At 70.7% G+C, this 26,444-nt stretch carries 22 protein-coding genes; 15 read left to right on the top strand and 7 right to left on the bottom strand.

Annotation, left to right across the window (positions count from 1 at the left end):
* Positions 1–92: 92 nt before the first annotated feature.
* The 8 genes from WMF34_RS30570 (at position 93) to WMF34_RS30535 (ending at position 10,798) form a co-directional block, all read left to right on the top strand.
* On the top strand, positions 93–4,097 hold the full coding sequence (locus WMF34_RS30570) for a tetratricopeptide repeat protein (RefSeq protein WP_437990006.1): 4,005 nt from the start codon (positions 93–95) through the stop codon (positions 4,095–4,097).
* On the top strand, positions 4,094–5,443 hold the full coding sequence (locus WMF34_RS30565) for a tetratricopeptide repeat protein (protein ID WP_437990005.1): 1,350 nt from the start codon (positions 4,094–4,096) through the stop codon (positions 5,441–5,443). The genes WMF34_RS30570 and WMF34_RS30565 overlap by 4 nt, the downstream gene beginning before the upstream one ends.
* A gap of 14 nt (positions 5,444–5,457) precedes the next feature.
* Positions 5,458–5,706 (top strand): hypothetical protein, encoded by a 249-nt coding sequence (locus WMF34_RS30560; RefSeq protein WP_012238571.1) that lies wholly within the window; start codon positions 5,458–5,460, stop codon positions 5,704–5,706.
* Positions 5,707–5,715: 9 nt separating this feature from the next.
* Positions 5,716–6,354: a hypothetical protein gene (locus WMF34_RS30555; RefSeq protein ID WP_012238570.1), complete on the top strand. Its 639-nt coding sequence runs from the start codon at positions 5,716–5,718 to the stop codon at positions 6,352–6,354.
* 190 nt (positions 6,355–6,544) lie between these two features.
* The gene (locus tag WMF34_RS30550; RefSeq protein WP_157907007.1) at positions 6,545–7,993 is read left to right on the top strand and encodes an AgmX/PglI C-terminal domain-containing protein; all 1,449 of its coding nucleotides are present in this window, start codon (positions 6,545–6,547) and stop codon (positions 7,991–7,993) included.
* A gap of 212 nt (positions 7,994–8,205) precedes the next feature.
* Complete coding sequence (locus tag WMF34_RS30545; RefSeq protein ID WP_012238568.1) at positions 8,206–8,781, top strand: hypothetical protein; 576 nt, start codon at positions 8,206–8,208, stop codon at positions 8,779–8,781.
* Positions 8,782–8,819: 38 nt separating this feature from the next.
* Positions 8,820–10,205 carry a hypothetical protein gene (locus WMF34_RS30540; RefSeq protein WP_012238567.1) on the top strand — a complete coding sequence of 462 codons (1,386 nt, stop codon included), beginning with the start codon at positions 8,820–8,822 and terminating at the stop codon, positions 10,203–10,205.
* Positions 10,205–10,798: a polysaccharide biosynthesis/export family protein gene (locus tag WMF34_RS30535; RefSeq protein ID WP_044966164.1), complete on the top strand. Its 594-nt coding sequence runs from the start codon at positions 10,205–10,207 to the stop codon at positions 10,796–10,798. Before WMF34_RS30540 ends, WMF34_RS30535 begins: the two co-directional genes overlap by 1 nt.
* Before the next feature lie 49 nt (positions 10,799–10,847).
* Here WMF34_RS30535 and WMF34_RS30530 read toward each other — a convergent pair whose 3' ends face one another.
* Together WMF34_RS30530 and WMF34_RS30525 are read right to left on the bottom strand one after the other, a co-directional pair.
* Positions 10,848–11,750 carry a PPC domain-containing DNA-binding protein gene (locus tag WMF34_RS30530; protein WP_437990004.1) on the bottom strand — a complete coding sequence of 301 codons (903 nt, stop codon included), beginning with the start codon at positions 11,748–11,750 and terminating at the stop codon, positions 10,848–10,850.
* Entirely contained in the window at positions 11,747–13,771 is a 2,025-nt protein-coding gene (locus tag WMF34_RS30525; protein WP_437990003.1) for an OmpA family protein, read from the bottom strand. The genes WMF34_RS30530 and WMF34_RS30525 overlap by 4 nt, the downstream gene beginning before the upstream one ends.
* Positions 13,772–13,956: 185 nt before the next feature.
* On the opposite strand from WMF34_RS30525, the gene WMF34_RS30520 reads away from it, so the two are divergent.
* The 3 genes from WMF34_RS30520 (at position 13,957) to WMF34_RS30510 (ending at position 16,511) form a co-directional block, all read left to right on the top strand.
* Complete coding sequence (locus tag WMF34_RS30520; RefSeq protein WP_437990002.1) at positions 13,957–14,616, top strand: Maf family protein; 660 nt, start codon at positions 13,957–13,959, stop codon at positions 14,614–14,616.
* Positions 14,613–16,061, top strand: a complete 1,449-nt coding sequence (locus tag WMF34_RS30515) for a hypothetical protein (RefSeq protein WP_437990001.1) — start codon at positions 14,613–14,615, stop codon at positions 16,059–16,061. Before WMF34_RS30520 ends, WMF34_RS30515 begins: the two co-directional genes overlap by 4 nt.
* Before the next feature lie 186 nt (positions 16,062–16,247).
* The gene (locus WMF34_RS30510; RefSeq protein WP_012238561.1) at positions 16,248–16,511 is read left to right on the top strand and encodes a hypothetical protein; all 264 of its coding nucleotides are present in this window, start codon (positions 16,248–16,250) and stop codon (positions 16,509–16,511) included.
* Here the strand turns inward: WMF34_RS30510 and WMF34_RS30505 are convergent.
* Both WMF34_RS30505 and WMF34_RS30500 read right to left on the bottom strand, forming a co-directional pair.
* Positions 16,492–17,529 (bottom strand): RluA family pseudouridine synthase, encoded by a 1,038-nt coding sequence (locus WMF34_RS30505; protein ID WP_437990000.1) that lies wholly within the window; start codon positions 17,527–17,529, stop codon positions 16,492–16,494. The genes WMF34_RS30510 and WMF34_RS30505 overlap by 20 nt on opposite strands.
* 65 nt (positions 17,530–17,594) lie before the next feature.
* Positions 17,595–18,155 carry an SMI1/KNR4 family protein gene (locus WMF34_RS30500; RefSeq protein WP_157907006.1) on the bottom strand — a complete coding sequence of 187 codons (561 nt, stop codon included), beginning with the start codon at positions 18,153–18,155 and terminating at the stop codon, positions 17,595–17,597.
* Positions 18,156–18,891: 736 nt separating this feature from the next.
* On the opposite strand from WMF34_RS30500, the gene WMF34_RS30495 reads away from it, so the two are divergent.
* Both WMF34_RS30495 and sixA read left to right on the top strand, forming a co-directional pair.
* Positions 18,892–20,841, top strand: coding sequence for a MopE-related protein (locus WMF34_RS30495; RefSeq protein ID WP_012238558.1), 1,950 nt, complete (start codon positions 18,892–18,894; stop codon positions 20,839–20,841).
* An 80-nt stretch (positions 20,842–20,921) separates the two neighbouring features.
* Entirely contained in the window at positions 20,922–21,449 is a 528-nt protein-coding gene (gene sixA, locus WMF34_RS30490; protein ID WP_437989999.1) for a phosphohistidine phosphatase SixA, read from the top strand.
* A gap of 34 nt (positions 21,450–21,483) precedes the next feature.
* Here sixA and WMF34_RS30485 read toward each other — a convergent pair whose 3' ends face one another.
* Complete coding sequence (locus WMF34_RS30485; RefSeq protein ID WP_012238556.1) at positions 21,484–22,518, bottom strand: AAA family ATPase; 1,035 nt, start codon at positions 22,516–22,518, stop codon at positions 21,484–21,486.
* A gap of 130 nt (positions 22,519–22,648) precedes the next feature.
* On the opposite strand from WMF34_RS30485, the gene WMF34_RS30480 reads away from it, so the two are divergent.
* Positions 22,649–24,193, top strand: coding sequence for a flavohemoglobin expression-modulating QEGLA motif protein (locus tag WMF34_RS30480; RefSeq protein WP_012238555.1), 1,545 nt, complete (start codon positions 22,649–22,651; stop codon positions 24,191–24,193).
* A gap of 60 nt (positions 24,194–24,253) precedes the next feature.
* Here WMF34_RS30480 and WMF34_RS30475 read toward each other — a convergent pair whose 3' ends face one another.
* Both WMF34_RS30475 and WMF34_RS30470 read right to left on the bottom strand, forming a co-directional pair.
* The gene (locus WMF34_RS30475) at positions 24,254–25,102 is read right to left on the bottom strand and encodes an RNA polymerase sigma factor (protein WP_437989998.1); all 849 of its coding nucleotides are present in this window, start codon (positions 25,100–25,102) and stop codon (positions 24,254–24,256) included.
* Between the two features lie 179 nt (positions 25,103–25,281).
* On the bottom strand, positions 25,282–26,073 hold the full coding sequence (locus WMF34_RS30470; protein WP_437989997.1) for an enoyl-CoA hydratase/isomerase family protein: 792 nt from the start codon (positions 26,071–26,073) through the stop codon (positions 25,282–25,284).
* A gap of 84 nt (positions 26,074–26,157) precedes the next feature.
* On the opposite strand from WMF34_RS30470, the gene WMF34_RS30465 reads away from it, so the two are divergent.
* On the top strand, positions 26,158–26,424 hold the full coding sequence (locus WMF34_RS30465; protein WP_044969499.1) for a phosphopantetheine-binding protein: 267 nt from the start codon (positions 26,158–26,160) through the stop codon (positions 26,422–26,424).
* Positions 26,425–26,444 lie beyond the last annotated feature (20 nt).

Below are 26,444 nucleotides of genomic sequence, written 5' to 3'. Positions count from 1 at the left end.
CGACCATGCCTGCGCCTGGCGCCACGGCTGCGCCGACTGCGCCTGGCGCCACGGCGCCGGCTGCGCCAGCGGTGCAACCCTTCGCGCCGCCGATGTCGGTCGGGCGCAAGCAGGCGCCGCCGCCTCCTCCTCCGACGCCGGCCCAGCTGGCGGCGCTCGCCGCGCTCGAGAAAGAGGCGGCCGCCTACGAGAAGGCGGCGCGCGACTACCGGAGCGCCATCACCCGCATCGTGCAGCACCACTACGAGGACAGGCGCCGCCGCATCCTCTCGTCGCTCGACCGCGAGATCGAGATCGAGAGGAAGGGGCTCCGCGACGCCCGGGAAGAGGCGATCCGCCGGCTCGAGGTGTTCGTCGAGCGCTACAGCGGCCCCAACGCCCACCCCGAGAACACGCCCGACGCGATGTTCCGCCTGGCCGCGCTCTACGAGGAGCGCGCGCGCACCGACAACGACGCGAGCGAGGATCTCAGCGTCGCGCTGCTCCCGGCCATCGCGCTCTACAAGCGCGTCATCCGCGAGTTCCCCCAGTACCGTGAGCTCGCCGGGATCTATTACTACCTCGGCCATGCGCTGAACGATTCGGTCCGGTTTCCCGAGGCGCAACAGGTGTGGCGCTCGCTCGTGTGCCACGACAAGTATCCCTATCCCGTCGAGACCGACCCGAAGGATCCGACGCGCGACACCGTCGGCAAGCTCCCGCAGGACCACGACAACGATTACTGGACCGGCTGGGAGGCGCGCCACCCGACGCCCATCGGGTCCACGCCGGGCGGCCGGGCGCTCCCGCGAAAGGGCGCGCGGGGGCGGGCGCCCGTCACCGAGGACGAGACGGCGTACGTCGATCCGTATCCGGACGATTGCCAGCCGATCCCGCAGAAGACGGCGCTCGGCGCGGAGCCCCGTTACATCGCCGAGGTCTGGTGGCAGATCGGCGACTACCATTTCAACGAGATCGACCGCGCCGGCGGCCCGTTCAACTACAACAGGGCGGAGTCGGCATACCGGCAGTCCATCAAGTACAAGAAGCCCCCTGTCCACGGCGTCGCGATGTACAAGCTCGCCTGGACGTACTTCAAGCAGCAGCGTTACGAGACCTCGGTACGCCAGTTCATCGAGCTGCTCCGCTACACCGACGAACAGGAGAAGCTGACGGGCGATCCCGGCGCGGATTTCCGCGCGGAGGCGTACACCTACATCGCCGGCTCGCTCACGTACCTCGACTTCGTCGGCCCCGGACCGGACGAGCCCTACGTCCCGCGGAACGACGTCCTCGACGTCGAGACCGACCCGCGCATGGCCGAGCAGAAGATGCGGATCGCCATCGAGCGCGTCCAGGATCCCAAGCTGATCCCGCAGGATCAGAAGTGGACGGTCGAGATCTACAAGGCGCTCGCGCTGGAGTTCAAGGAGCTCAATCAGTATCGGAACACGATCGAGGTGAGCGAGATCCTCCTCAAGAAGTGGCCGATGCACCGCGACGCGCCGGTGGTCCAGAACCAGATCGCGGACATCTACGACACGCTCACCTCGCAATCGCGCGAGGGGACGGCCGAGCGGGCGATGAACTCGGCGAAGGCGCTCGAGGCGCGCACGAAGCTCGCCCAGTACGTCGGGACGACCCCGTGGGTCGAGGCGAACAAGGACGATCCCGAGGCGATCCAGACCGCCGAGCGGCTCGTGCGCGGCGGGCTGCGCCGCGCTGCCGCCGATCACACCAACGCCGGAAGCGCGCTCGTGCAGCAGGCGCTGACGGTCGGCGACAAGGAGACGCGCGACCCGATCTTCGAGCGGGCGCTCGGCGAGTACCGCCTCGCCGCGCAGGGCTGGGCCGGCTACCTGGCCCAGGACGAGAACGCCCCGGACGCGTACGAGAGCCGGTACTGGCTCGCCGACGCGCACCACATGGTCGTGGTCATCACGGTGGCGATGGATCGCTCGCCCGCGACGCACGAGATCGAGCAGGCGAGGAGCTCGGCGGTCGGCGTGCGGGACTCCAACGAGGACGACAAGTACCTGCAGCCCGCGGCGTACATGGTTGTCGACACCGCCCACCAGGCGCTCCTGGATCGACACAAGCTCTTCAAGCGAACGAGCGGCGCAGAGGGCATCGAGCCGCGCGAGAAGGTCAAGATCGTCGGCGAGGGCGATCAGCAGCGCGTCGTCGCCGAGCCGCTGCCCCCCCAGGTCCAGGCGGCCGTCACCGCGCGGGACGAGTACATCCAGCGGGTCCCTCCCGCGCTCGACGCCCCGAAGAACATCGACCTCTACGCGTTCCAGGCGGCCGACTACTACTTCCTCTACGGCCAGTTCGCCGAGGCGCGCAAGCGGATGGAGCCCATCTACGAAGCGCAGTGCGGCAAGACGGAGTTCGGCTACAAGGCGTGGGAGCGGCTCACGACGATGTCGAACCTCGAGAACAACGTCGAGCAGAGCCGCAAGCTCGCCGAGGCGGCGCTCACGCGGAGCTGCGCCGTCAGCGAGGAGCAGAAGCTGAAGGAGGGCGACATCGCCCGGCCGACGATCTCCCGCGGCTATTACATCGACGCCGCCCGGGCCTTCGAGAAGGCCGAGAAGATGCCGGACGGCCCCGCGCGCGTCGCCGCCTGGCGCGAGGCCGCGGCGCTCTACAAGGTCGCGCTCGAGAAGGCGCCGGCCCGCGACGAGGCGCCGGAGGCCGCCATGAACGGCGCTTACTGCTACAAGCAGGTGGGCGACTACGACCAGGCCATCGAGATGTACTCCCTGTTCATCAAGGAGTACGGCAGCGAGGAGAACCTGTCGAAGCTCGAGAAGGGCGATCCGGGCGCGAACCCTCCGAAGAACCCCGATCCGAAGCGCTACGCCGAGCGGGTGAAGTACCTGAAGCAGGCCTACGACGCGCTCTCCGCCGCGTACGTGCTCTTCTTCAACTACCGCAGCGCGGCCGAGACCTACGACACCATCGCTCGCAACGGCCGGTTCGAGCAGGCGGCGCGCCGGGACGCCGCCAGGAACTCGGTGCTGCTCTACGCGAACATCGGGGAGCGCGACAAGATGACCGCCTCGCGCGCCACCTTCATGAGCCTGAGCCCGCCCCCCGAGCAGAAGGCCGACATCGATTTCCTCGTCGCCTCGGCGGACCTGAAGGCCTGGGACGAGCGCGGGGCCGACGAGGGCCCGAACCGCGCCGCCCGGACCAAGGCCACGCAGTCGATGGAGGCCTATTACGCGGCCAACAAGAACAACCCGGCCGCGAGCGGGTATGTCGTCCAGGCGGCGTACCATGCATCCAAGATGCGCGCCGCCGGCGGAGATCCGAAGGCGCGGGACTGGTGCAAGAACACCATGACGGCGTTCACGTCCTTCCGGAATTCGGCGTCCGGCGACAAGGTGAAGGCCCTCGGCTCGGTGCAGGCCGACATGGCGGCGGAGTGCGCCTACAAGGCCATCGACGATCGCATCAAGGCCGAGTTCGATTACGACACCGGCCATCACCGCTACGAGGGGGTCATCGATCAGGTGAAGAGGGCCTTCGAGGCGGATATCACCAAGGCCAACGACAGGTACTGGAAGGAGCTCCAGGAGGTCATCACCACCTACGAGTCGCGGCCGTGGTCGGTGGCCGCGCGCGCGCGTCAGGGCTCGCTCTACGATTCGTGCCGCACCGGCCTCTACAATGCCCGCCCGCCGGGGCTGAGGCTGTACACGGACAAGGAAGAGAAGCTGCTCAAGCTCGCCGAGACGAGCGATCGCGAGGATCTCCAGGAGACGGCCGACGCGCTCCGGCAGAACCGGCGCGAGCAGTGGCGCGCGGCGCGCGAGCGGCTCCTCAACGATGCCGACAAGGCGATGGTCAAGTTCTACGTCGAGTCCGTCGTCTGGGCGAAGGCGTGGAAGGTCCGGAATCCAGCGGTCGACCTCGCGATCCAGCGGCTCGCGTTCTTCACGGACATCCTCGGCGACGCCAAGCTCCGCGAGTGGAGCCAGGGGGTCATCGATCCCGAGACGAAGCGCCCGTTCGAGTACAAGGATGGCCTCTTCCTCCGGACGCGGCCCGGCATGACCCCGCCGCTCGCGCCCGACGGCCTCCCCCTGCCCCTGCCGGTCGTCCCATGATGCGCCGCCTCCCTGTCACCCTCTTCGCCAGCCTGCTCGCGGTCATGTCGCCGTTCGCCCTCGCGTCCTGCGGCGAGGAGGCGACGCCGCCGCCCAAGGTGCCCACGGTTCCAGCGGGGCCCGCCGCGACCGCGCCCGTCCAGGCGCCGTACGGCATGAACGACATGCCGAGCTCGGCGCGCCCCTACGATCTGCCCGCCCAGACGGCTGCGCCGGCCATGAACGCCCGGGCGGCGGCGTTCTACCAAGGCGGCCTGCAGGCGTTCGCGACCGGCGATCTCGTCAACGCGAGGGCCCAGTTCGGGCAGGCGACGCAGGCCGATCCGCGCGCGCACCAGGCCTTCTATTCGCTCGGCGTGGTGCAGGAGCGGCTCCGCGACGCGGGCGCCGGCGCGAGCTACCGCCAGGCCTTCACGATCGTGCCGGACTACGAGCCCGCCATCATCGCGTACGCGATGCTGCTCGCCAGGAAGAACCAGCTCGGCGAGGCCGAGCGGCTCCTGAACGAGAAGCGCGGCCAGATGCCGAAGTCGGCGGCCGTCGCGGCGACGCTCGCGGAGGTCAAGTCGCTCCAGCGGGATACCGGCTCTGCCCAGCGGATCGCGCAGGAGGCGCTGAAGATCAACCCCGACTACCGGCCGGCGATGGTGATCATCGCCCGCGATCACTACAGGAACCGGCGCCTCGATCTCGCGCTGTACGCGCTCCAGGCGATCCTGGACGGGTTCGAGCCCGTCAGCGAGAACCCGCCGCGCGACAGGGACAACGCCGAGGCGCTGCTGCTCCGCGGCCTGATTTACCGGGAGCAGGGGCAGCGCGCCGCGGCGCTCGAGGAGTTCCGCAGGGCGGTGACGCGCCGCCCCGATCTCGTCGAGGCGCGGGTGCAGCTCGCGACCTACCTGCTCGAGGCGGGCAACGCCCAGGAGGCGCTGCCGCTCCTCGAGGGCGCCGTCCGCTTCGATTCCGAGCACCTCGCCGCGCACCTCAACCTCGGGGACGCGTACCGCCTGCTCGAGCGCTACGCCGACGCGAAGCGCGAGTTCGACTGGGTGCTCGCCCGCGACCCGAACCTGGCCCAGGTCCACTACGACCTCGGCCTGCTCTACCTGTTCGCCCCCGCCGTCCCCGGCATGACGCCGAAGCAGCAGGTGGCGGAGGCGATCAAATCGCTGACGAGGTTCCAGGAGCTGCGCAACAAGGGGCAGCGAGACGACTCGGAGGAGCTCCTGAACCGCGCCAAGCTCAAGGAAGGGGAGCTGAACGCGGCTGCCGCCGCGGCTCAGCCCGCGGCTCCTCCTGCCGCCGCGCCGGATGGAGGCGTCGCCGACGCCGCGACCGACACGTGAGGGAGACCATGAGCATGTACAAGGCACTTGCGCTGGGTTCGGTCCTGCTCGCGATCCTCGGCCACGGCGCGCCGGCGAGCGCGCAGGAGAAGGGCAAGCAGCGCGGGGTCATCACGCTCGCGGAGGTGACGATCACGGGCCGCATCCAGAAGCCCATCGCGGCCGTCGACGTCAGCCGGATCCAGCCGAAGCTCACGCTCGCCGAGCTGCGTCAGCCGTTCCTGGACCGCATCGAGCAGGCGATCTTCAAGGAGCCGTTCTAGGCGGCCGGTGTGTCCGCCGTCGCCGTGCTCTTGAGCGCGCTGTCGATCGCGTCGAGCGCCGCCTGCGCCGCGATCTCGTGGAAGCACCCCGCGCAGGTCGCGCGCGCGACCGGCGGCGACCTGATGTCGCTCGCGCGCTCGCTCCGCGCGCTGCCCGGCGAGGCGCGGCTGGCGGAGCTCGCGAGGCGGTCGCCGCCGGAGAGCTGGGAGCGCCGCCTCGCGCTCGAGGTCATGGCCGCCGCCGACCCGCGCGCGAAGATCGCGGCGGCGAACGAGCTCCTCGCCGAGATCGAGCAGCGGCTCGACGCCGGCGCGGGGTGGCCGCGCGCGGCGGCGCGCCTGTCGGCGCTCGCCGCGCTGCTCCTCGCCACGCTCTCGTACCTCGCGCAGGCCGGGCCCTCGGTCATCGCGCTCGTCCTGGGCGCGGGGGGCGCCGGCGCGATCGCGTCCGCGGCCGCTGGGCGGGCCGGCCGCGCCGCTGCCGCGCGAGGTCGCGAGGCGATCGACGCGCTCGTGCGGGTCGCCCTGGAATCTCTCGATGACGCCGACAGCGCCGGTAGGGCCGACAGCGCCGGTAACGTCGATGGCGCCGGGGGCTCCGGGCGCCCTTCCGGATCGCCTCGACGCTCTCGCCGGGCGCCCCGGTGAGCGCGGCGCGCTCTCCTGGACCGCCCCGAGCTGTCCGTGTACCCTCGCAAATTATGGTGCCCTCCGCTGCGCGGCGCGTCGCTGGCGGACCCGGGCCCGGGGCCTGCCGGGCCCCGGAGCGCGGCTCCGCAAGCCGCGCGCGATCGCGATCGGCGCCCGCTTCGTCCCCCCTCTCCCGGAGCCCTTTGGAATGACCCAGCAGCACCCGCACCCCACCCCGTCGCGCCCCGGGCAGCCCGGGCAGATGACCGCGGTCATGCGGGCGGTCGCACCGGTGACCGGCCCGAAGGTCCTCAGGATCGGCCTGGTTCAGGGGGGAAAGGTGATCGAGGAGCGCGTCATCAAGCAGCGCACCCACGTCACCATCGGCCCCAGCGAAAAGAGCATGTTCGTCATCCCGAGCAAGAGCATCCCGCCGAATTTCCGGGTGTTCGAGCTCGTGGGGGGCGAGTACTTCCTCAACTTCCTGGACGGGATGACCGGTCGGGTCGCCTTCAAGGCCGGTGTCTCCGAGCTCTCCGCGCTCAAGTCATCGGCCAAGCGCGTGGCGGTCGGCAATGTCCAGGCCTACCAGGTCCAGCTCAGCGAGGAAGCGCGCGGCAAGCTCGTCGTGGGGGAGACGACGTTCCTCTTCCAGTTCGTCGCGCCGCCGCCGGTGCAGCCCAAGCCGCAGCTGCCCGTCTCGGTGAGGTCGGGGATCGCGAACGACATCGACTGGACGACCACGATCATCGCCGCGTTCTCGTTCCTGTTCCACTTCGGCGCCGTGGGGTCGATCTACTCCGACTGGATGGACCCGGTGGTCGACGATGAGCTCGACGTCGCGCAGCTGCTCGAGTCCGTGAAGCAGCTGCCCCCGCCGCCGGTGGAGCTGCCGCCGAAGGAGGACGCCGAGACGCCGGCCGCGACGGCGGCGCCTGCTGCCGAAGCGCCGAAGGCCGCTGGCGGAGGGAGCAAGGGGGCGGCGGCCGCCAGCCCGGGGAAGGGCTCTGGCGGGATGAGCGACGCCCGCGCGTCGGCGCTCACCAACGAGCTCGCGCAGCTCGACATGCAGATGCTGGGCGCGCTCAACTCGAGCGGGAACGCGACCGCCAGCGTCCTGAGCTCGGGCGACGTGCCCACCGGCTTGCTCGAAAACGCGGCCGCCTCGGGGGCCGGCGTCGGCAAGGGCGGTGTGGCGGGATTGAACATGGGCGGCGCCGGGGGTGGCACTGTGCGACCTGGCGCGGCCGGCGGTGGTGGCCTCGCCACGATTGGCAACACCGGGACCAGCGGCCCTGCGACGGCCGGCTCGGCACAGACGGTCAAGGGCCCGGTGGGCAACGCCCAGGTGGGCGGCGCCGCGGTCTCCGGCGGGAGCGTCTCGAACGCGCCCTCCGTCGTGGCCGGGATGACCGCCGGCTTCCGTCGTTGCTACAACAAAGGTCTTCAAGAGGACCCGAGCATGAAGGGGTCGGTCCGGATCACCGCGAAGATCGGCCCCAACGGCGAGGTGCTCTCGGCGACCCCCTCCGGCGGCGGCGGGCTCTCCGGTACGGTGGTCTCGTGCGTCGTCGCGCGCGTCCAGAGCGCGCAGTTCGCGCCGCCTGAGGGCGGCGGCGCGACGGTTGTGATTCCTGTCACTTTCGTGAGCCAATAGCCCCCGATGCTTTCCGGGTCCGTGGACAAGACGCAATCCTCTCTCCTCGCTTGCACGTGAATGGCGTGCTGGCGTCGCGCATCGAACGGAGAGAGCGCCGTACGGGAGCTCCCGATGGACGCGCGCTGCTGGCTGCTCGGCATGTTCATTGCGTTTTGACAATTACGTCTACCCGCACCTATACTGCGCGGGTCTGACTTCCGGAGGCTTCGATGAAGCGTGAACAGATCCCTGGCTTCGCCGCAGTGGCGCTGATCTCGGTCGTGGTCGGCCACGGGATCGCCGCTGCGCAGGCGCAGACGGCGCCTCCGCCGGACGCCTCCGCCGGCCTCGCGCGTCAGGTGACGCTCTCGCCCGCAGAGCAGCTCGCGCAGAGCGAGACCTACCTCGCCCGGATGGACGGCGCCCGCACGTCGGTTCGTCGCCAGCTGGAGACGGCCCGGTCGCAGCGCGACGTCGTGAAGACGCTCTGTCTTGACGACAAGCTGAATCAGATCGATGTCGCCATCCGCTCCGCCCGCGAGCGGCGGCAGGGCCTGGAGCTCGCCGTGAATCGGCGTGACGTCGATCTCTCCAACCATGAGTTCACGATCCTGACGGTGCTGCGGCAGCGGACCGAGCAGCTGACGGCCGAGGCCAACCAGTGCATCGGACAGGAAGCGGGCTTTATCGGCGACAGCGCCGTGACGGCGACGATCGATCCGAACCTCCCCAAGGACGATCCTTCCGAGTATCCCGTCAGCCAGATCATCATCGAGCCGCCTGCGTGCAGTAGCTGTTTTCGGTAGGCGACCGCCTCTCTCGGATTGCCACTGCCCAATAGGCGATGAAACTTCGTGAAACCATAGCCGCTGCCGCAGTCACACTCACTCTGTCCCCGGCGTTGGCCCTGGCGCAGGATCAGCCGTGGCTCAAGGATCGGCGCTACACCGAGGGCATCGGGATACGCACCGGCGATCTCGAGCTGCATCCCGGAGTCGCTGCGGAGTTCGGCTATGACTCCAACTTCTTCCGCCGAGACGAAAACGATTATGCAGGCCTCAATGATCGCGGGCCTGTTGGGTCGTTGCGGCTCCGGATCACGCCGTCGTTTTCTCTCTCGACGCTGAGCCAGCAGCGCTACGAGGTGACGCCCGACGCGCCGCCGCCAGACGTCGAGTTTCGCGCCGGCATCGCCGCGACCTATGAAGAGTTCTTCCCTGTATCCGGCAGCGAGGTCGGGCAGGAGCGGCTGAGGGATCAGCGGAACATCGGCGGTCTGCTCGACGCCAAGCTGACGATCCTGCCCCGGCGCCCCTGGTCCGGGATCGTCGATGCGTCGCTCGGCCGGACCATCGCCTCTTCGGATCTCGGGATTTCCAACCAGAGCTTTCGGCGCGTCCACGCCGACGCCGGAGCGGAGCTGGTGTGGACGCCGGGCGGGGGGCTGCTCGACTGGCGTCTAGGCTATCGCTTTCTGGGCACGTTCTTCGAGGTCGATGAGTTCGACAGCCTGACGAACTTGCACCACACGATCCGGACGCGGGGTCGCTGGCGCTTCTTGCCCCGCACCGCGCTCATCTACGACGCGTCGCTCGGGTTCGTGAATTACCCGAACCCCGCCGCCCAGCTCTCCTCTCATCCGCTGCGTGCCCAGCTCGGCATCAACGGTCTCGTGACATCGTCGTTTGGCCTCCTCGCGATGGCCGGCTGGGGCGCGAGCTTCTACACGTCAGACACCCAGGCCGAGGTGCACGACTTCGACAGCGTCATCGGTCAGCTTGAGCTGAAGTGGTACCTGACGCCGAACCCGTCGGCCGATCCCGAGGCTGCGACGCTCGCGCTGTCGTCGCTGTCGGCCGGCTTCACGCGCGATTTCCACGACAGTTTTCTCTCGACCTACTACGAGCGCGATCGCGGTTACCTGAAGCTCACCTACTTCTTCGGCGGACGCTTCCTGCTGATCGCCGATGGCGGCGTGGCGGCCCATGTGTATCCTGCGATTCCGGAGAACGGCGCAAACTCCACGTCTTCGAATCCCTGGACAGACGTCCGCGTGGACGCGTCTCTGTTCGGCGAGTACCGGATAGGGGACTCGCTGGGGATCAACTCGACGCTGCGTTACGGCAACAACATCAGCAGCAAACCTCTGACGCCTCTCGGTGAGACGACGCCGAACTACCTCGGATGGCAGCAGTTCGAGGCGTACCTGGGCGTGCGCTGGTTCATGTGATGCGGCGCTCTGGCCGGTGGACCGCCGCCGTGCTCGCGCTGGCGCTCGCCGCGTGCTCCTCGCGAACGCCCCAGCCAGCGAACCTGCCTGCGCCGGTGGAGGCGACGACCATCGGGGTCGGCGACGTGTTCGAGCTCCGCATCGTCGGAGAAGACAAGCTGCCCTCGACGTTCACCGTCGCGCCGGATGGCACCGTCGACTTCCCCTACGTGAAGCGGCTCAAGGTGTCGGGCCTCGAGCCTCAGGAGGTCGCGGAGCTCGTGCGCGCGAAGCTCATGGAGGGGCAGGTCCTCACCGATCCCAGCGTGAGCGTGAGCATCAAGGAGTACAACTCGAAGCGGGTCGAGGTGCTCGGCGAGGTGCAGAAGCCCGGGTCCCTGCCGCTCCAGCCCGGCATGACGCTGCTCCGCGCCATCTCGATGGCGGGGGGGTTCAACAGCATCGCGGACAAGGATCGGGTCACGATCCGCAGGAAGTCTCAGGGCAAGACGGTGTTCACCACCGTCTCGGTCGAGGACATCATCGACAACAAGATCCCCGATGTGCCGCTCCAGGCAGGGGACTCGATCCACATCGCCCAGCGCGTCTTCTGAGCGCGCGGGCGCCGCCCGCCACCTCTCGACCGAGGTGGCGCGGTCGCTCTCAGTTCTTCCGCGCGAGGCGGAACTGCTTCCTGCCTGTCGCCGCGTCGACGGTGGGAGGCTCGATGCGGAGCATCGTCAGCGAGACCTCGCGCACGCGGCCGTCGCGCTCCTGGCGGAGGCGGATCCGCTCGCCATCCGAGCTGATCACGGTGCAGTCGCCGAAGTGAAAGTGGGTCACGCTGTCGCCCACTTCCGGATAGGGCTCGTCCTCCTGGCGAGGACGGGCCGGGCGCTGCGGCAGCGGCGCGACGGGGAGCTCCGCGGAGCCCGTTGAGGCCGCGCGCGGCGGCTCCACGGCGGGCGCCGGAGGCGTCGCGCGCGGCGGCTCGATGGCGGGCGCCGGGGGCGTCGCGCGAGGCGGCTCCACGGCGAGCGCCGGGGGCGTCGCGCGCGGCAGCTCCGGGGCGTGCGCCGGAGGCGCCAGGCGGGGCGGTTCGCCCGCGAGCGCGGGGATGGCGGACGACTGGGTCGCGAGCTGCATCGTGCCCGTTCGATCGTCGAACACCCGCACCAGGGGCAGATCGTCGAACGCCGTGACGCGGAGCTCGAGCCCGTAGACGCGCGCCCACACGAGCTCGCCGGCGGCGAGCTGGAGGCCGACGCCCGACTCGCGGGCGAGCGTGGCCGACAGCCGAAGCGAGGTCTCTCCCTGCTGGAGCGCGATGTTCCCCGAGAGCGCCACAACGTCGCACGGGCCGTCGAGGACGCGCGTCTTGGCGTAGGTGCGGGAGGCTTGATCGAACAGCGCCACTTCGGCCTTCTCCAGCGAGCCTACCCCCTCGATCCAGCCGGCGCGCGCCTCGGCCTCATCAAGGGCGCGCACCAGCGCTGCAGGGAGCTCCTCGCCCCGGTCGAGGCGGATGATCAAATGGCGGGCACGGCGTGCCTCGAGGACATTCATCTCTGTTTCTTCTCTCCGGTCGTCGAGGGGGCTGCGCCCGGAGCACCCGAAGCGCCTTCAGAGCGCCGAGCGCGGGTCGCCGTCACCTCGATCTGGGGCGCGCCAGGCGCGCGCTTGGCTGATGGGTCGCCAGCGGCGGCCGTGATCCGGTCCGCCGGCAAGCCCGCGGTTGCAAGGAGCTCCTTGACGGCGCTCGCGCGCGCGCCCGCGAGCTCGAGGGCGCGCGCGGACTGATCGCCCTGACGATCGGCGTAGGCCTCCACGATGACGATGTCGAGGGGCATGCGCCCGCGCATGAGCTGGGCGATCATGCCGAGCTGCGCCGCGAGGGCCGGCGGCACGCGGGCGCTCGCCGCCGGGAAGCGGGCCAGGCCGTCGAGGACGACCTGATCGCCGGACCACCGCGGCAAGGACCTGCCGGCCGGCTCAGGGCAGCCGTCGGCGTCGTTCGTGCCGTCGATCGTCTCGGCGGTCATGGGGCACGCGTCGGCCGCGTCGGCCACGCCGTCCTCGTCGTTGTCGCGCTCGGGGCAGCCGTCGTCGTCCTGGAAGCCGTCGCGATCTTCCGCGACGAGCGGGCACTGGTCGCTGGCGTCAGGGACCTGGTCGATGTCGTTGTCGGGATCGGGGCATCCGTCGTCGTCCTTGAAGCCGTCGACGTCTTCCGCGCCCATGGGGCACATGTCGCGCGCATCCAGGATCCCGTCGCCATCGTTGTCGGGATCGGGGCATCCGTCGCTGTCCTGGAAGCCGTCGCGGTCCTCGGCGTCGTTCCGGCAGGCGTCGGCGTCGTCCGGGACGCCGTCGCTGTCGTCGTCCGCGTCCGGGCAGCCGTCGCCGTCCTGGAAGCCGTCGATCGTCTCGGGCTCGTCCCGGCACCTGTCGCGACCGTCGGGGATCCGATCGCCGTCGTTGTCGGGATCGGGGCATCCGTCGCCGTCCCGGAAGCCGTCGCGATCCTCCGCGACGAGCGGGCACTCGTCGTCGCGATCGAGGACGCCGTCGGCGTCTGCATCGCGCCCCGTCGGCGCATAGCGGAGCCCCAGGCTGAACCGGAAGCGCGGCGCGGTGAGCGCGCCGCCGGAGGCGAACGGGATGGCGCCGCCGCCGCCCGCGGACAGCGAGACGTCGCCTGCGAGCAGCGGGGCGCTCGTGGCCGAGAGGATCCACTCCGCCGGCACCAGCGCCGGGGCTCCGGCGGGCTGCTCGGCGAGCGTGTAGAGGGCGAACGCCTCCGCGGACGCCGTGAGCCAGCGGTCCGGGAGCACGTCGACCGAGGCGCCGAGGGCGCCGAGGAGCTGTGGGCCGACCTCGGTGTCGATCAGCGTGCTCGAGCCACGGAGCCGGGCCCCGACCTCGGTCGCGAGCAGGAGCTTGCCGAGCCGGTACGCTGCGGTGACGCTCGGCGCGAGCGTCACCGTCCCGGCGCTGGCGAACACCGACCCGTCGCCGGTCGGCACGCCCAGATCGAGGCGCGCTGCCAGCGAGAAGCCGTCGAGCGGACCACGCTGGGCCGGCGGCACGATCGCGAGCGCGGCGCCCAGGCGAGCGTCGCGCATCACGCTGCGCTGGAGCTCCGTGCCGGTGCCGAGGACGTCGGAGAAGCCTGCCCCGTCCTGGTACAGGGTGACGGGAGCGGCGACCGTGACCTCCAGGCGATCGGTGAGCCCGAACGACGCCAGGAAGGTCGCGTCGACCATGTTGTCCAGCGCATGGATGACCGTCCCCTCGGGGTCGGGCGAGTCGGTGCGCAGGCCCACTGGCCGCGACAGGTAGCTCGCCACGAGGCCGAACGAGGCCTTCGCGCTCGGAGCCGTCCCTGTGCTCCCCACGGCGAAGAAAGGGCCGCCGCCTGCGTGAGGCCAGAGGTTGTCGGCATCGATACAGCCCGACAGCCCGCTGGCGGGCGCGCACTCGTCCGCGCGCACCGGCGCCGGAAGAAGGAGGGCCGCCGTGACGACCCCGGACGCCACCAGCAGCGGGAGGCTCGATCGTGCAGGCTCCCTCCGGTTGGCGCGCATCGCGCCCGACCCTCTACTACTGCCGGGGGGAGAGTCAAAAGAGCAATCGACGCGCCGCGATCCGCTGGCGTCCGAGGCTGGGTTTGCGTCGGATTGGGTCGGATTGCGTCGTGCTCCGCGGTCGCGCTGGCGCCGTGCTAGGACCACGCCCGGCCGGGGCCGGCGCCGCCGGCGTCCGCACGACCATGATCGACGACTCACACCCGCTCCTGCTCGGCTCCGGCTCGCCGCGCCGGCGAGAGATCCTGACCACGCTTGGCCTGCCTCTCCGCGTCGCGGCAGCCGAGGTCGACGAGGCGGGGCGCGCCGGCGAGGACGCCGCTGCCTACCTGGAGCGCGTCACCCTGGCGAAGCTCGCGGCGGCGCGGCGCCTGCGCCAGGCGGCCGGGGCGGGCGCGATCCTCGTCGCCGACACGTCGGTCCTCCTCGGCGACTCCATCCTCGGCAAGCCGCGGGACGAGGTCGACGCGCGCGCCATGCTCCGCGCCCTCTCGGGCCGCGAGCACCAGGTCTGGACGAGGTTCGCGATCGCCGGCGGCGATCGGGCCGACGTCGCGACGGCATCCGCCCCGGGCCTCGCCGAGGCGCTCCACGCCGAGACGGTCGTGACGCGGGTGCGCTTCCGCGAGCTCGACGACGGCGAGGTGGCGTCGTACGCGGCGACCGGCGAGGGGCTCGACAAGGCCGGCGCCTACGCGATTCAGGGGATCGGCGCCTTCGCCGTCGCGCGCATCGACGGCTCCTACTCGAACGTCGTCGGTCTGCCCGCGTGCGAGGTCGTCGCTGCGCTGCGGGCCACCGGCTTGCTTGCGCGCTTCCCGCTGTCGCTCGCGCGCTCGTCATGAGCGACGGCGCCTCGGTCGCCGCGCGTCGGCGCGACGCGGGCGCGATCTTCGCGCTCGCCCTCGCCGCGCGGCTCGCCATGGTCGTCTGGGCGGCCGGGCGCTTCCCGCCCACCGCCGACGGGGCGTACTACCAGCGCATCGCCGAGCGGATCGCGGCGGGGCTCGGCTACACGTGGCTATGGCCGGACGGCGTCGTCACGTACGCCGCGCACTACCCGGTGGGTTATCCGGGCGCGCTCGGCGCGCTGTACGCGCTGCTCGGCGCGCACCCCGCGGTCGCGATGCTGCTGAACGCCGTGCTCGGCGCGCTCGCGGCGCTCGCCGTCCATCGCCTGGCGGCCCGCGCCGCGCCGCGGTCGCGCGCCGTTCCGGCGCTCTCCGGCGGGCTCGTCGCCCTCCACCCCGGGCTCGTGGCGTATACCCCGGCGCTCATGACCGAGGGCGTCACCGGTTCGCTCGTCGCCTGCGCGGCGTGGGCGTCCGCGAGGGCGCGCGAGCGCCGCCCCGCGCTGGCCCCGTTCGCCGTCATCGGGCTGCTCATCGGCGCCGCCACCCTCGTCCGCCCGCAGGCGCTCCTGCTCGCGCCCCTGTTCGCCGGCCTCGCCCTCTCGGGCTCTCCGCCTGCGGGCGGTCCCCGGCTCCTCCCCTCGTTGGCCGCGCGGGCCGCGCGCGCGGCGCCCGTCCTGCTGGCCGTCATCGCGGCGCTCCTCGTCTGCGCGCCCTGGACCGCGCGCAACTGCCTGCGGATGAACCAGTGCGCCCTGGTGAGCGTGAACGGAGGATGGAATCTCCTCATCGGAGCGGATCCCGCGTCCACCGGCGCCTGGGCGCCGGTCCAGGTCCCCGAGGCGTGCCGCGAGGTCTTCGACGAAGCCGGCAAGGACGCCTGCTTCGGCCGTGAGGCGCGCCGGTACATCGCGGAGCACCCGGGCGAATGGCTCGGGCTCGTGCCCAGGAAGCTCGCGGCGACGTTCGACTACTGCGGCGCGGCCGGGTGGTACCTCCACGCCTCGAACTCGTCGGCGTTCAGCGAGGCCGACAAGGTCGCGCTCGGCGCCGTCGAGACCGTCTTCGAGCGCGTCGTCCTCCTCGCCGCGCTCGTGTGGGCGGCGCGCAGGCCCGCGCAGGCGCCCGGCGCAGCTCGCCGTCCCTCGCTCGCGCAGCGCGCGCTCGACATCGCTCGGCTCGCGCTGTTCGCGCTGGGGGTCGTCGCCGCGCTGCACGTCCATGCATGGGTTGGCTACCTCGCGCTCCTCGGCCTCGCGCTGCTCAAGGGCCGCGCGCTCCTCCGGGCGCCGGTGCTCGTAGGCGCCGCGCTCGCCGTCCTCGCTGCGACCGCGGCGACGCACGCCGTGTTCTTCGGTGCCGGGCGTTACGCGCTGGTCGCGTTCCCGCTCCTCTCGGGGCTCGCCGCCCTCGCCGCGGCGCGCCAGGAAGCGGAGTAGCCTGCCGCCGGCGCGCCCGGCGCGACCCCCCACATGCGCGCCGCGCCCCTCGCGCCGCCGCGCGGGTGGGGGGGCGGGTCGTCGGACGACGAGCTACTTTGACAGCGCCGCCTGGGCTGCTGCATCCTAGGCCCCCGTCGGCTCGGGAGCGCGTGCCCCCGGCTGGCGAACCTGGAGGAGAGACGGATGCCCTTGATTGAAACGGAAGAGGCGGCGCGCCGCCTCGCGCGCGCCATCGCGAGCGATCTCTCGCTCTACAACGAGGAGAAGATCGTGCAGGGCATCCAGCAGGATGACCTCTTCACGGTCTTGTCCGAAGAGATCGAGGAAGGGCGCGCCCTCTACAAGAGCCGCGTCTCGCCGGACCTCTACCAGAAGAACTTCTACGACCGCGCCCTCGTCGACATCCTCATCAAGTCCAAGGGCCACATCAAATCGAAGATCTGGTAGCGAGCGCCCGCAGCTGGTCGAGCGCCTTGCGCATGTCCGCTGGCAGCGCGCTCTCCCAGCGGACGGGCTTTTGCGTGGCGGGGTGGATGAACCCGAGCACGCGCGCGTGGAGGGCTTGCCGGCCCAGCTCCTCCGCGATCGCCCGTACCGCCGGCTTCTTCGGCGGCTTGCCGTAGAGGGGGTCTCCGAGGACGGGTGTCCTGCCGCGCTCGGCGAGGTGCACCCGGATCTGGTGGGTGCGGCCCGTCTCGAGCGAGCACGCGACGACGGTCGCCGCGTCGCCGAGCCTCTCGATCACGCGGACGTGCGTCACGGCGCGGCGCGGCGCGGCGACGTGTGATCCGGGCGCGCCGGCGCCGCCGCGGATCCACGACGTGAACCGGAGCCTGTCGGTCGGGTGCCGGCCGTGGAGCGTGTCGTAGGTGGCGTCTCGCGCCTCGCCGGCGACGATCGCGGCGTACTCGCGCTCGATCGCGTGCCTGGCGAACCGATCTTTCAGCGCCTCGCGGGTGGGCTCGTCCTTCGCCACGACGAGCAGGCCGCTCGTCCCTCGGTCGAGCCTGTGCACGATCCCCGGGCGGACATGGCCCATGGGATCGCGCGGATCGGCGGGCGCCAGGGCGAACCCGGGCAGGGCGAGCAGCCCGTTGACCAGCGTGCCGGACGCGTGGCCGCGGGCCGGATGCACGACGAGCCCGGCAGGTTTGTCGATGACGAGCAGGTGCTCATCCTCGTACACCACCGGGATGACCACGTCGGGCTCGGCCGCGGTGGGCGAGGGCGACGGCTCTTCGGGGCGGACCTCGACCAGCGCGCTTGCGCGCACCGCCACCGACGCGCGCGCGGGCTCCCCGTCGACGAGGACCCGACCGGCGGCGATCCACCGCTGCACCGCCGCGCGGGAGGCCGCATGGCCGGCGCGGTCGAGCAGGTGGACGACGAGCTTGTCGAGCCGGTCACGAGGGTCGCCGTCGTCCACCCGGAAACGGAAGTGGAGCGCTCCTGCACCGGCAGCCATCGCGTTCGTCACGGACGTCGTTCACGGCCGAGCGGCGCCAGGGGGAGGGCGTCGCGGCCGCGCGATCAATACTCCGTGTCGCCCTCGTCGTCCTCTTCGGCGGTCCCGAGCTCGGGGTTGAGCGCCACGTGCGACTCGAGGTCCTCGAGCCGCTGCGCTTCGCGCAGCTTGATGAGGCCGCACTGCTCGGCGAGGTACAGGTCGAACGCGGTGTAGCGCGGGAAGACCCGGACGTTCGTGTCCTCGTTGTCGAGGCCGAGGATGACGAGCTCGCCGTCCCGCCTGGCCTCCCCGAGGTAGAGCGCGTTCCATGGCTGACCGGGGAGGTTGGGCAGCCTCACGACCTTGGCCCGGAGTCGCGATTCGGTCCAGCCGAGGTCGGTCTTCGCCTCGGCCAGCTTGCGGACCGAGGTGAGCTTCGGTCGAGGCGCCGACGGGTCCTGGCCGAAGCGATGCCGCCCCTTGAAACGCGGGCCCAGGCTATCGAGCGTGAAATCGAACTCGAGGAACGCCCGCAGCGTGGGCGGCAGCTCGACCATCAGCCTCGACTCGAGCGCATCGAGAGCCGCCTGGCTCGCTCCCACGGCGGTATGGCTGGAAGGGCGCTTCTTCAGTTGCGCGATCACGCGATGCACAAGCTCAACGCCACGTTCGATCGGTGCCATGTATCCACGGGCCGCGGTTGCGCGGCGTTCATCAGGACCCAAAGGGCCTCATTGGGGCCGCGTCTCTGGGCCCCGGCTGTTGCAGGCTCGTCGCGCGCTCGGTCGGCTCTCTACATCGGCCGACCGGGTGCGCATCCCTCTATGGTGCCTACCGGTCCGGTCCGCTCGGTGTCAACCCGCGATCGCACCGCGGTCGATCATTCCTCCTCCCCCTGAAGTGATCGCCTGGTTTCCCGTTTCCCATCACGCTCGTCTCGAGGAGCGCGGTCCGCCTCGCCCGCGTGCGCTGAAGGCGCGTCGCGCTCGCCAGATCAGGACGGCGGCTGCGATGAGCACCACCGCGGCGCCGATCCCCAGGATGACCCATTGTGGCGCAGGGTAACGCCCGCGCTGAAGACCAGGAGGCGGCCGCTCGTACTCGATCTGGAGCTGCGCGCCCACCGGCCCTCGTTACACGCGGATGCTCCGACCCGCAACTGATCCCGTGGCGCGAGCAGGCCGGCTCGGCGAGCAGGCCGGCTCGTGAGCAGCCCTGGCAGCTGCTCGGTCCGACCGCGCAGAGCGAGGAAGAGCGCTCCAGATCAACGCCTCGCCGACCGGACAGCGCCAACGGATCGGAACTTGCTTTCCTGGAAACTCGGGGTTGTAAAGTGGACCGAAGCGCAGGCACCGTGCGGCCGGCGCGAGAGGGTGTGAGATGAAGCCGGGCTCTTCAGCGTGGGTCGAGGGGGCGCTTCCGCGGCCTTCCCGGATTCGACGGTACCTCATCGCGCTCGGCGCATGGGCGGCGCTCGGCGCCCTGGCGGGAGCGTGCGGCCGGACGAGCCTCCCCGACCTCTCGAACACCAGCGCTGGAGGGGGCGGCTTCGGTGGCGCGACGAGCGGCAGCATGTCGACCTCATCGAACGGAGGCGAGGGCGTCGGAGGCTTCGACGCGTGCGGCGGCCCCACGGACTGTGACGACGGCGACGACTGCACGAGCGACGACTGCGCAGGCGGGCGCTGCGACCACCGCCCCCGCGACGACGATCGGGACGGCGTCGGCCCGACGTTCTGCGGCGGGAGCGACTGCAACGACCTCAACCCGTCCGTCTTCCCGGGCGCGCCGGAGATCTGCACGGACGCCGCGGACAACGACTGCAACGGCGTCAGCGACTGCTTCGATCCCGCCTGCGCAGGGGGGGAGATCTGCGGCTGCACCCCGAGCCCTGCCGGCGAGCGCTGTCAGAACGGCGTCGACGACGACTGCGACACGATCGTCGACTGCTTCGACGCGGACTGCTCTGGAACGCCGGCCTGCGGCTGCTCCACCTCGGAGGCCGGGAAGTGCGGCAACGGCGTCGATGACGACTGCGATCTCGCCTTCGACTGCGACGACGCCGACTGCGCCTCCGAGCCGCTCTGCGCCTGCAGCTCCCGGCGCGAGCGCTGCGACAACCGCGAGGATGACGACTGCGATCTCCTCGTCGACTGCGGCGATCCGGACTGCCGCGGCATCTTCCCTTGCGCGTGCGAGCCGCCCGGCTCGCCGGAGCGGTGCGAGGACGGCGCCGACAACGACTGCGACGGGCGCGTCGACTGCGCGGATCCGCAGTGCGTCTCCGCGCCGGCCTGCGCGCGCTGCGTGCCGGAGATCTGCGACGACGGCGTCGACAACAACTGCGACGAGCGCGTCGACTGCGCGGACAGCGCCTGCGCCTTCGCGCCGAACTGCGAGCCGACGCCGGAGCGGTGCAACAACCACGTCGACGACGACGGCGACGCCCTGGTCGACTGCCAGGACCCGGACTGCGCGAGCAGCCCGGTGTGCGTGCTCGAGCAGGCCAACTGCCTGTCGCCGAAGCGCATCCCCGGGACTGGCACCTACACGGGGGACACCACCGGGCACGTGAGCGAGACCCGGGGTGAGTGCGGCGGCGACGCCGGCGAGGCGGTCTTCTTCTTCGTGCTCACCGCGCCGTCGCGCGTGCGCGTCGACTCGCGCGGGTCGGCCTTCGACACGGCGCTCTACGTCCGCACGGGCGTCTGCAACTCCGGCCGGGAGATCGGCTGCGACGACGACAGCGGCGGCTCGCGGGCCTCCCTGCTCGATTTCAGCATCCTGTACCCCGGCACCTATTTCGTCTTCCTCGACGGCTTCACGATCGATCCCGCGAGCGGACCGAACGAGGGCCCCTTCGTGCTCAACGTCGAGATCGCCCCGAACCCGCGCGAGATCTGTGACGACGACCTCGACAACGACGGCGATCACTACGTCGACTGCGCTGATCCCGGCTGCGCCACCTTCGGCTCATGCCGGAGCTGCGCGAACGGCGCCGCGCCTGGCCCCGAGTTCGGGACCGCCGCGTGCACCGACGGGATCGACAACGACTGCGACGGCGCGCTGGACTGCGCCGACGAGGACTGCAGCGCGAGCGACGTCTACGTGACCGAGTGCTGCAACGGCCTTGATGAAAACGGGAACGGGTTCCCTGACGATTTCAACTGCCGATGCGCCTCCGATGCCGATTGCGACGAGGGGCAGCGCTGCTACACGCACACCTCATTCACCTGCGGATTTCCGTGCGAGAACTTCCGCGGGAGCATCTGTCCCTTCGTGGCGCCGGGCTCGCACTGCAACGATGCGACCCATCAGTGCGAGTTCTGATGGGCGCCGAGGTGGCGCCGCCGCCTCTTTCGCGCGCGCGGCGCTCCCCGGCTGGCGCTCGTCCGGGCTAAGGTCAGCTCATGGAGATCCTGATCATCCGCCATGGCCATGCCGTGGATGACGCGCCGGACCTCGGCGACGCAGGTCGCTGGTTGACGGGCAAGGGGCGCAAGCTGACCCGGCGCGTCGCCAAATGGCTCGCGAAGCAGAAGGACCGCTGTCCTGGGGTGATCTGGACGAGCCCTCTCGTGCGCGCCGTGCAGACCGCGGAGATCATCGCCGATGCCGCCGGGCTGACCGACGAGGTGTCGGTGGTCGCCGAGCTCTCTCCCTCGCGCGACACGGCCGAGATCCTTCGCCGGCTCTCGCAGCACCAGGGGGCTCAGCCGCTGGCGCTGGTGGGGCACGAGCCTTCGTTGTCGGCGCTGGTGACGTCGCTGCTCGGCGACGGCGGCTGGGCCGGCCTGAGCCTGAAGAAGAGCGGCGTCGTCGCGGTGAGCTGGGACGGGCGCGGGCCGGGGACGCTGCGCTTCGCGCTGGATCTGAAGGCCATGAAGGCGGTCACGCCGGTGAAGGAAGCGCAGCAACAGGCGCCTCGCGCGCGGTGATGGGCGTCGACGGGCGCCCGCGCCGCGGCGCCGCTCAGCGCACCGATCTCTCCACGGCGCTCAGCACGTCGACGTCGCGGACGCCGTCCGCCTCGGCGCGGTACGACAGCACGATCCGGTGCCGCAGCGCCGGGATCAGCAACGCCCTCACGTCGTCCACGTCTGCGGCTGCTTCGCCGCGGAGCGCGGCGCGCGCCTTGGCCGCGATCACGAGCGCCTGGCTCCCGCGCGGCCCCGCGCCGTAGCGCACGTAGTCCCGGACCTCCTGCGCTGCGCGCTCCGCCCCCGGCCGCGTCGCCCTGGCGAGGCGCACCGCGAGGTCCACGGCCTCGTCGGTCACCGGGATCCTCGGGACGAGGCGCCCGATCGCCAGCACCTCTCTCGCCTTGAGCACCGCCGCGATCGCCGGCGGCTTCCCCGAGGTCGTCCGTCGCGCCACCTCGCGCTCCTCGGCCTCGCTCGGGTAGGTGACGTGGATCTCCAGCAAGAAGCGGTCGAGCTGCGCCTCTGGCAGCGGGTAGGTCCCTTCCTGCTCGATCGGGTTTCGCGTCGCGAACACCTGGAACGGGTCGGGGAGGGCGTGCGTGGTGGTCCCGACGGTCACCTTGCGCTCCTGCATCGCCTCGAGCAGGGCGGCCTGCGTCTTCGGCGGCGTCCGGTTCACCTCGTCCGCGAGCACGAGGTTGTGGAAGATGGGGCCGGGCTGGAAGCGCAGGCTCCGCGACCCGTGCTGCTCGTGCAGCACGTCGGTCCCCGTGATGTCCGCGGGCAGCAGGTCAGGCGTGAACTGGACGCGCCCGAAGCTGAGGTCGAGCGCCCTCGCGAGCGACGACACGAGCAGCGTCTTGGCGAGCCCCGGGACGCCGACGAGCAGCGCATGCCCGCGCGCGGCGAGCGTGATCAGCATGGCCTCGACGACATCGTCCTGCCCTACCACCGCCGCCGCGATCGCCGAGCGGAGCCGCCTGGCCCCCTCCGCCGTGCGCTCGAGGAGCGCGGCGTCCGAGAGGGCGGTCGATTCCTCCTCGGCGGTCGTCTCGGCGTCGTTCCTGTGCTCGGGATCGCTCATACGGGCAGGGCTCGTACCCCGAGGCCGCGATGTCGACAAGGATCCGGCGAAGCCGGCTGTCCCCGCGGCGCTGGTCCTGGCCCGTGGAGGTTTGCTCGGACAGGTGAGCCGGTGTTAGCAATCGATCGCAATGGCGCAGAGCTCTGAGGCCCGGGAGAGGAGAGGGGCGCACGCGGCGGACGTGGAGGCGCAGCGCGAGATCGAGGTGCGCGAGCCGGCGGACGAGCCGCGCGGCGGCAGCGCTGGCGCGGCGGAGGACGGCGCGGGAGCGGCCGCGATCGGCGGCCAGGGCGGCCCTGGGGAAGGCGGCGCGGAGAGCGGTGAAGCGCCCTCGGCGCCGCTCGAGTCCCTGAGCTTGCACGACGGACCGATCCCGCACGCGCCGCTCCCGCCGGTCGCCGGGCCGTGGCGTTCCTACAAGGAGATCCTCGCGACGCTGGCTCAGCGCGTGCTCGATGCGCAGCGGCCGATCCGCATCCTCCAGGCGCTCCGCTGGGAGGCGGACGTCGAAGAGCAATTTCTCCGCTCGAAGCAACGCGAGCTGCCGCAGGTCGCCTACTCGGACGATCTGGGGTTCGACCCGGAGGCCAAGCAGCGCGAGCTCGAGGAGATCCTGCGCGACGCCGAGCGGGAGCTCGGCAAGCGCGATCGGCTCGGCCAGATCCTCCGCGCGACGGCGGACGAGTACCGGAAGGTCGTGAGCATGCTCACCGGGCGGGGAACGAAGGCGTTCTACGCGCTGTCCCGCGAGCTCTACGGATCCCCGAAGGACAAGCTGCCAGACGGAAAGACGAGCGTGCGGGACATGGGGTTCGTGCTCTACGACCTCCTGACGGCGATCGGCGGTGAGCGGCTCGGCCCGTCGCAGCAGCGGGAGATCACGGCGGAGATGGCGGCGCTCGATCTGAACGCCCGCTTCGACCGCTTCTTCGGCGGCGCGTCGATCCGCGTGCAGGTGGACGACTCGCTCCTCGCGGACGCCGCCGCCGGCAGCGACTACGTGAAGATCCGGAGCGGCGCGATGTTCGCCAAGAGCGATGTCGACATCCTCGAGGCGCACGAGGGGTGGGTGCACGTGGCGACCAGCTTGAACGGGCAAGCTCAGCCGGTGGCGCGCTGGCTCGCGAAGGGGCCTCCGCGCACCACGGCGGTGCAGGAAGGTCTCGCCGTTCTGGTGGAGATCCTCACCTTCAGGAGCACTCCGCGTCGCGCGAAGAAGCTGAACGACCGCATCCTCGCGGTGGACAAGGCGGAGGACGGGGCGTCGTTCCTCGACGTGTTCGAGTGGTACCGCACCGAAGGTTACGAAGAAGACGAGTGCTTCCAGAATGCCAGGCGCGTCTTCCGCGGCGGCGTGCTTGCGGGAGGGGCGCCGTTCACGAAGGACGCCTGCTACTGCAAGGGGATCGTCCTCAACTACGCCTTCATGCGCGCGGCCATTCAGCACGATCGGGCGATGCTGATTCCCTTCTTGTTCGTGGGGAAGGTCGCGCACGAGGACGTCCCTGTCCTCCATGCGCACGTGACCGACGGGATCATCCGCCCGCCCCCGTATCTCCCGCCGATCTTCGACGACATGAACGGGCTGGCGATCTGGATATGCTATTCTTCCTTCTTCTCCCGCCTGGGCGGGACGGCGCTCGCCGAGCACTACGGCAGGATGCTGGAGCGCTGAGGGCGGCCGACCCCGGGGCCTCGGTTGCGCCGGCCTCCTTTCGGTGCGTGCGGCGGTCGCCTACGGAGCTGGCGCGGCGCAAGCCTTGGGGGTCGGGCCTGCCGCGCGCGCCTCGGCGATCGCGCGCGTGACCGCGAGCCAGATCTTGCGCCGGATAGCGTCCGGCACCTCGGGGATGAGCCTGGCGGTGCTCATGAGCGACTCTTCGTCCGCCCCGCGGGAGCGCTCGGCGACCTGGAGGCTCAACGGATCGTGGAGCGCGCGTCGGTCCTCGGCGTTCATGCGCTTCACCGCCACGCGGAAGTCTTCGCGGGCCAGCCGGAGGCGGTTGCGCACCGTGTTCTCTTTCACGTCCAGGTCGCGCGCGATGTCGGCGGTCGTCACATCGAGCAGATCGTGCATGATCAAGACCACGCGTCGCTCGCTGTCGATCCCGCCGAGCAGCCTGCCGACGAGCTGGCCGCTTTGCTCGCGCGCGAGCAGCTGTTCCGAGGTCAAGCCGGGGTCGGCGAGCTCGAACGGCCAGGTCGCTCCGGCGCCGACCGCGATCTCCCGGCGGCGGTGGGCGCGCTCGCGGTAGTGGCCGACCTGTCGCCAGGCGATGCCGAACAGCCAGCGCCTGAGGGGCTCGCCGAGCGGGCTCGCCGTTCGTGGCGCCCCGCGTTCCAGGCTTGGGGCGTGGCCGCAGGAGGGGTGCCCGGTGCGCGCCTCGTCTGAGCAGCGCCTCGGATCGAAGCGATCCAGCGCGTGATACGCCGCGATCATGACGTCTTGCAGGACGTCGTCGACGTCGCGCTCTGCCACCCCGAGCCAGCGGAGCGCTTGTCGGAGGAATGACAGCCCGGCAGTGTATACGGTCTCGAAGCTGGGCCGCTCCAGAAGGGGCCCATGCTCAGCAAGCTGTTGCATGCCTGAACTTACGTGCAGCAGCCCCCTCTGATTTGAAAATCGTCCACCCCTACGACGTCGCCATCAAGAATGTAATTTTTAATACATTCGAGGCGAGGCGACCTCAACCTGGGTCCGGCTCCCACGGAGAAGAACGGCGAGGCAGCGCATGGCTCGACGTGCGGCGTGCGCTCATTCGCTCATTTGCCTTGGAACACCGGCTTCCGCTTCTCCATGTACGCGGCGAGCCCCTCGCGGGCGTCCTCCGACGTGAACAGCTCGGCCTGGAGCTCTCGCTCGAGGGCGAGCCCCTGTTCGAGCCCTACCTCGAAGCCCGTCTGAACGGCGCGCTTGATGCGCCCCACCGCCAGCGCCGCGCGGTCCGGCAGCGTGAACGTGTGGCTGTACGCGAGGATCCGGTCCATGAACTCGTCGTGGGAGGCCGTCTCCCAGACGTCATTGATCAGGCCAACCGCGAGCGCTGTCTCGAAATCGAACGTCTGCCCCTCGCACATCAGCTGGATCGCCCGTGATTTGCCGATGAGCCTGGCCAGGCGCTGGGTGCCTCCGGTGCCTGGCAGGACGCCCAGCGCGACCTCGGGGAGGCCGACCTGGCCGGCACCTTTGCGGGCGATGCGGAGGTCACAGGCCATCGCGATCTCGAGACCACCGCCGACCGTGTGGCCGTTCAGCGCGGCGATGCAGAGCTTCGGCGTGTGCTCGAGGCGGCTCAACGTCTCGTTCGCGTGGAGACAGAAGTAGTATTTGAACGTCGGGTCCGACTCGCGGAGCATGTTGATGTTCGCTCCTGCGCAGAAGAACTTTTCGCCGTGCCCGGTGATGACGATGACATGGACATCGTTGTCGAAGCGGGCCTCGAGGATGGCCGCGTCGAGGTCCTTCATCATCTCGTGGGTGTAGCCGTTGACGGGCGGATCATTGAGCGTGAGCAGCGCGACGCCTGCAGAGGTGGCGTAGTCGACGAGGGCCATGGGCGCTCTTTACCAAACCGTCAGAAAAAGCGCTGCCCCCTGGTGGAAAGGCGCGGAATTGTGCTACCCCGCAGGGACGTGCTCATGAACGCGCAGGACGTGCGGCAGAAGTTAAAAGAACTCATGGTCGAGGAGCTGAACCTCGAGGGGAAGACGCCGGCCGACATCGACGACGCCGCGCCGCTGTTCGGCGCGGGGCTGGGCCTCGATTCGCTGGACGCGCTCCAGCTCGCCATGAGCGTGGAGGAGCGCTTCGGCGTCCGCATCCCGGAGGGCGACGAAGCGAGGCCGATCTTCGCATCGGTGGACGCGCTCGTGGCCCACATCGTCAAGTCGACCGCAGCGGCGTGAACGCGCCGCAGAGAGCCGTT

The organism is Sorangium sp. So ce145 (genome assembly GCF_051525985.1).
In the GTDB taxonomy this organism is placed as follows: domain Bacteria; phylum Myxococcota_A; class Polyangia; order Polyangiales; family Polyangiaceae; genus Sorangium; species Sorangium cellulosum_B.
Note: the sequence above shows the minus strand (reverse complement) of the source record. Positions and strands in the feature narration are given on the sequence as shown.

Bases quoted from the DNA above. Each gene is read 5' to 3' on its own strand.
- WMF34_RS30570 (WP_437990006.1), top strand. From the start codon at position 93: ATGTCGGTCGGGCGCAAGCAGGCGCCGCCGCCTCCTCCTCCGACGCCG.
- WMF34_RS30565 (WP_437990005.1), top strand. From the start codon at position 4,094: ATGATGCGCCGCCTCCCTGTCACCCTCTTCGCCAGCCTGCTCGCGGTC.
- WMF34_RS30560 (WP_012238571.1), top strand. From the start codon at position 5,458: ATGTACAAGGCACTTGCGCTGGGTTCGGTCCTGCTCGCGATCCTCGGC.
- WMF34_RS30550 (WP_157907007.1), top strand. From the start codon at position 6,545: ATGACCCAGCAGCACCCGCACCCCACCCCGTCGCGCCCCGGGCAGCCC.
- WMF34_RS30545 (WP_012238568.1), top strand. From the start codon at position 8,206: ATGAAGCGTGAACAGATCCCTGGCTTCGCCGCAGTGGCGCTGATCTCG.
- WMF34_RS30540 (WP_012238567.1), top strand. From the start codon at position 8,820: ATGAAACTTCGTGAAACCATAGCCGCTGCCGCAGTCACACTCACTCTG.
- WMF34_RS30535 (WP_044966164.1), top strand. From the start codon at position 10,205: ATGCGGCGCTCTGGCCGGTGGACCGCCGCCGTGCTCGCGCTGGCGCTC.
- WMF34_RS30530 (WP_437990004.1), bottom strand. From the start codon at position 11,750: ATGAATGTCCTCGAGGCACGCCGTGCCCGCCATTTGATCATCCGCCTC.
- WMF34_RS30525 (WP_437990003.1), bottom strand. From the start codon at position 13,771: ATGCGCGCCAACCGGAGGGAGCCTGCACGATCGAGCCTCCCGCTGCTG.
- WMF34_RS30520 (WP_437990002.1), top strand. From the start codon at position 13,957: ATGATCGACGACTCACACCCGCTCCTGCTCGGCTCCGGCTCGCCGCGC.
- WMF34_RS30515 (WP_437990001.1), top strand. From the start codon at position 14,613: ATGAGCGACGGCGCCTCGGTCGCCGCGCGTCGGCGCGACGCGGGCGCG.
- WMF34_RS30510 (WP_012238561.1), top strand. From the start codon at position 16,248: ATGCCCTTGATTGAAACGGAAGAGGCGGCGCGCCGCCTCGCGCGCGCC.
- WMF34_RS30505 (WP_437990000.1), bottom strand. From the start codon at position 17,529: ATGGCTGCCGGTGCAGGAGCGCTCCACTTCCGTTTCCGGGTGGACGAC.
- WMF34_RS30495 (WP_012238558.1), top strand. From the start codon at position 18,892: ATGAAGCCGGGCTCTTCAGCGTGGGTCGAGGGGGCGCTTCCGCGGCCT.
- sixA (WP_437989999.1), top strand. From the start codon at position 20,922: ATGGAGATCCTGATCATCCGCCATGGCCATGCCGTGGATGACGCGCCG.
- WMF34_RS30485 (WP_012238556.1), bottom strand. From the start codon at position 22,518: ATGAGCGATCCCGAGCACAGGAACGACGCCGAGACGACCGCCGAGGAG.
- WMF34_RS30480 (WP_012238555.1), top strand. From the start codon at position 22,649: ATGGCGCAGAGCTCTGAGGCCCGGGAGAGGAGAGGGGCGCACGCGGCG.
- WMF34_RS30475 (WP_437989998.1), bottom strand. From the start codon at position 25,102: ATGCAACAGCTTGCTGAGCATGGGCCCCTTCTGGAGCGGCCCAGCTTC.
- WMF34_RS30470 (WP_437989997.1), bottom strand. From the start codon at position 26,073: ATGGCCCTCGTCGACTACGCCACCTCTGCAGGCGTCGCGCTGCTCACG.
- WMF34_RS30465 (WP_044969499.1), top strand. From the start codon at position 26,158: ATGAACGCGCAGGACGTGCGGCAGAAGTTAAAAGAACTCATGGTCGAG.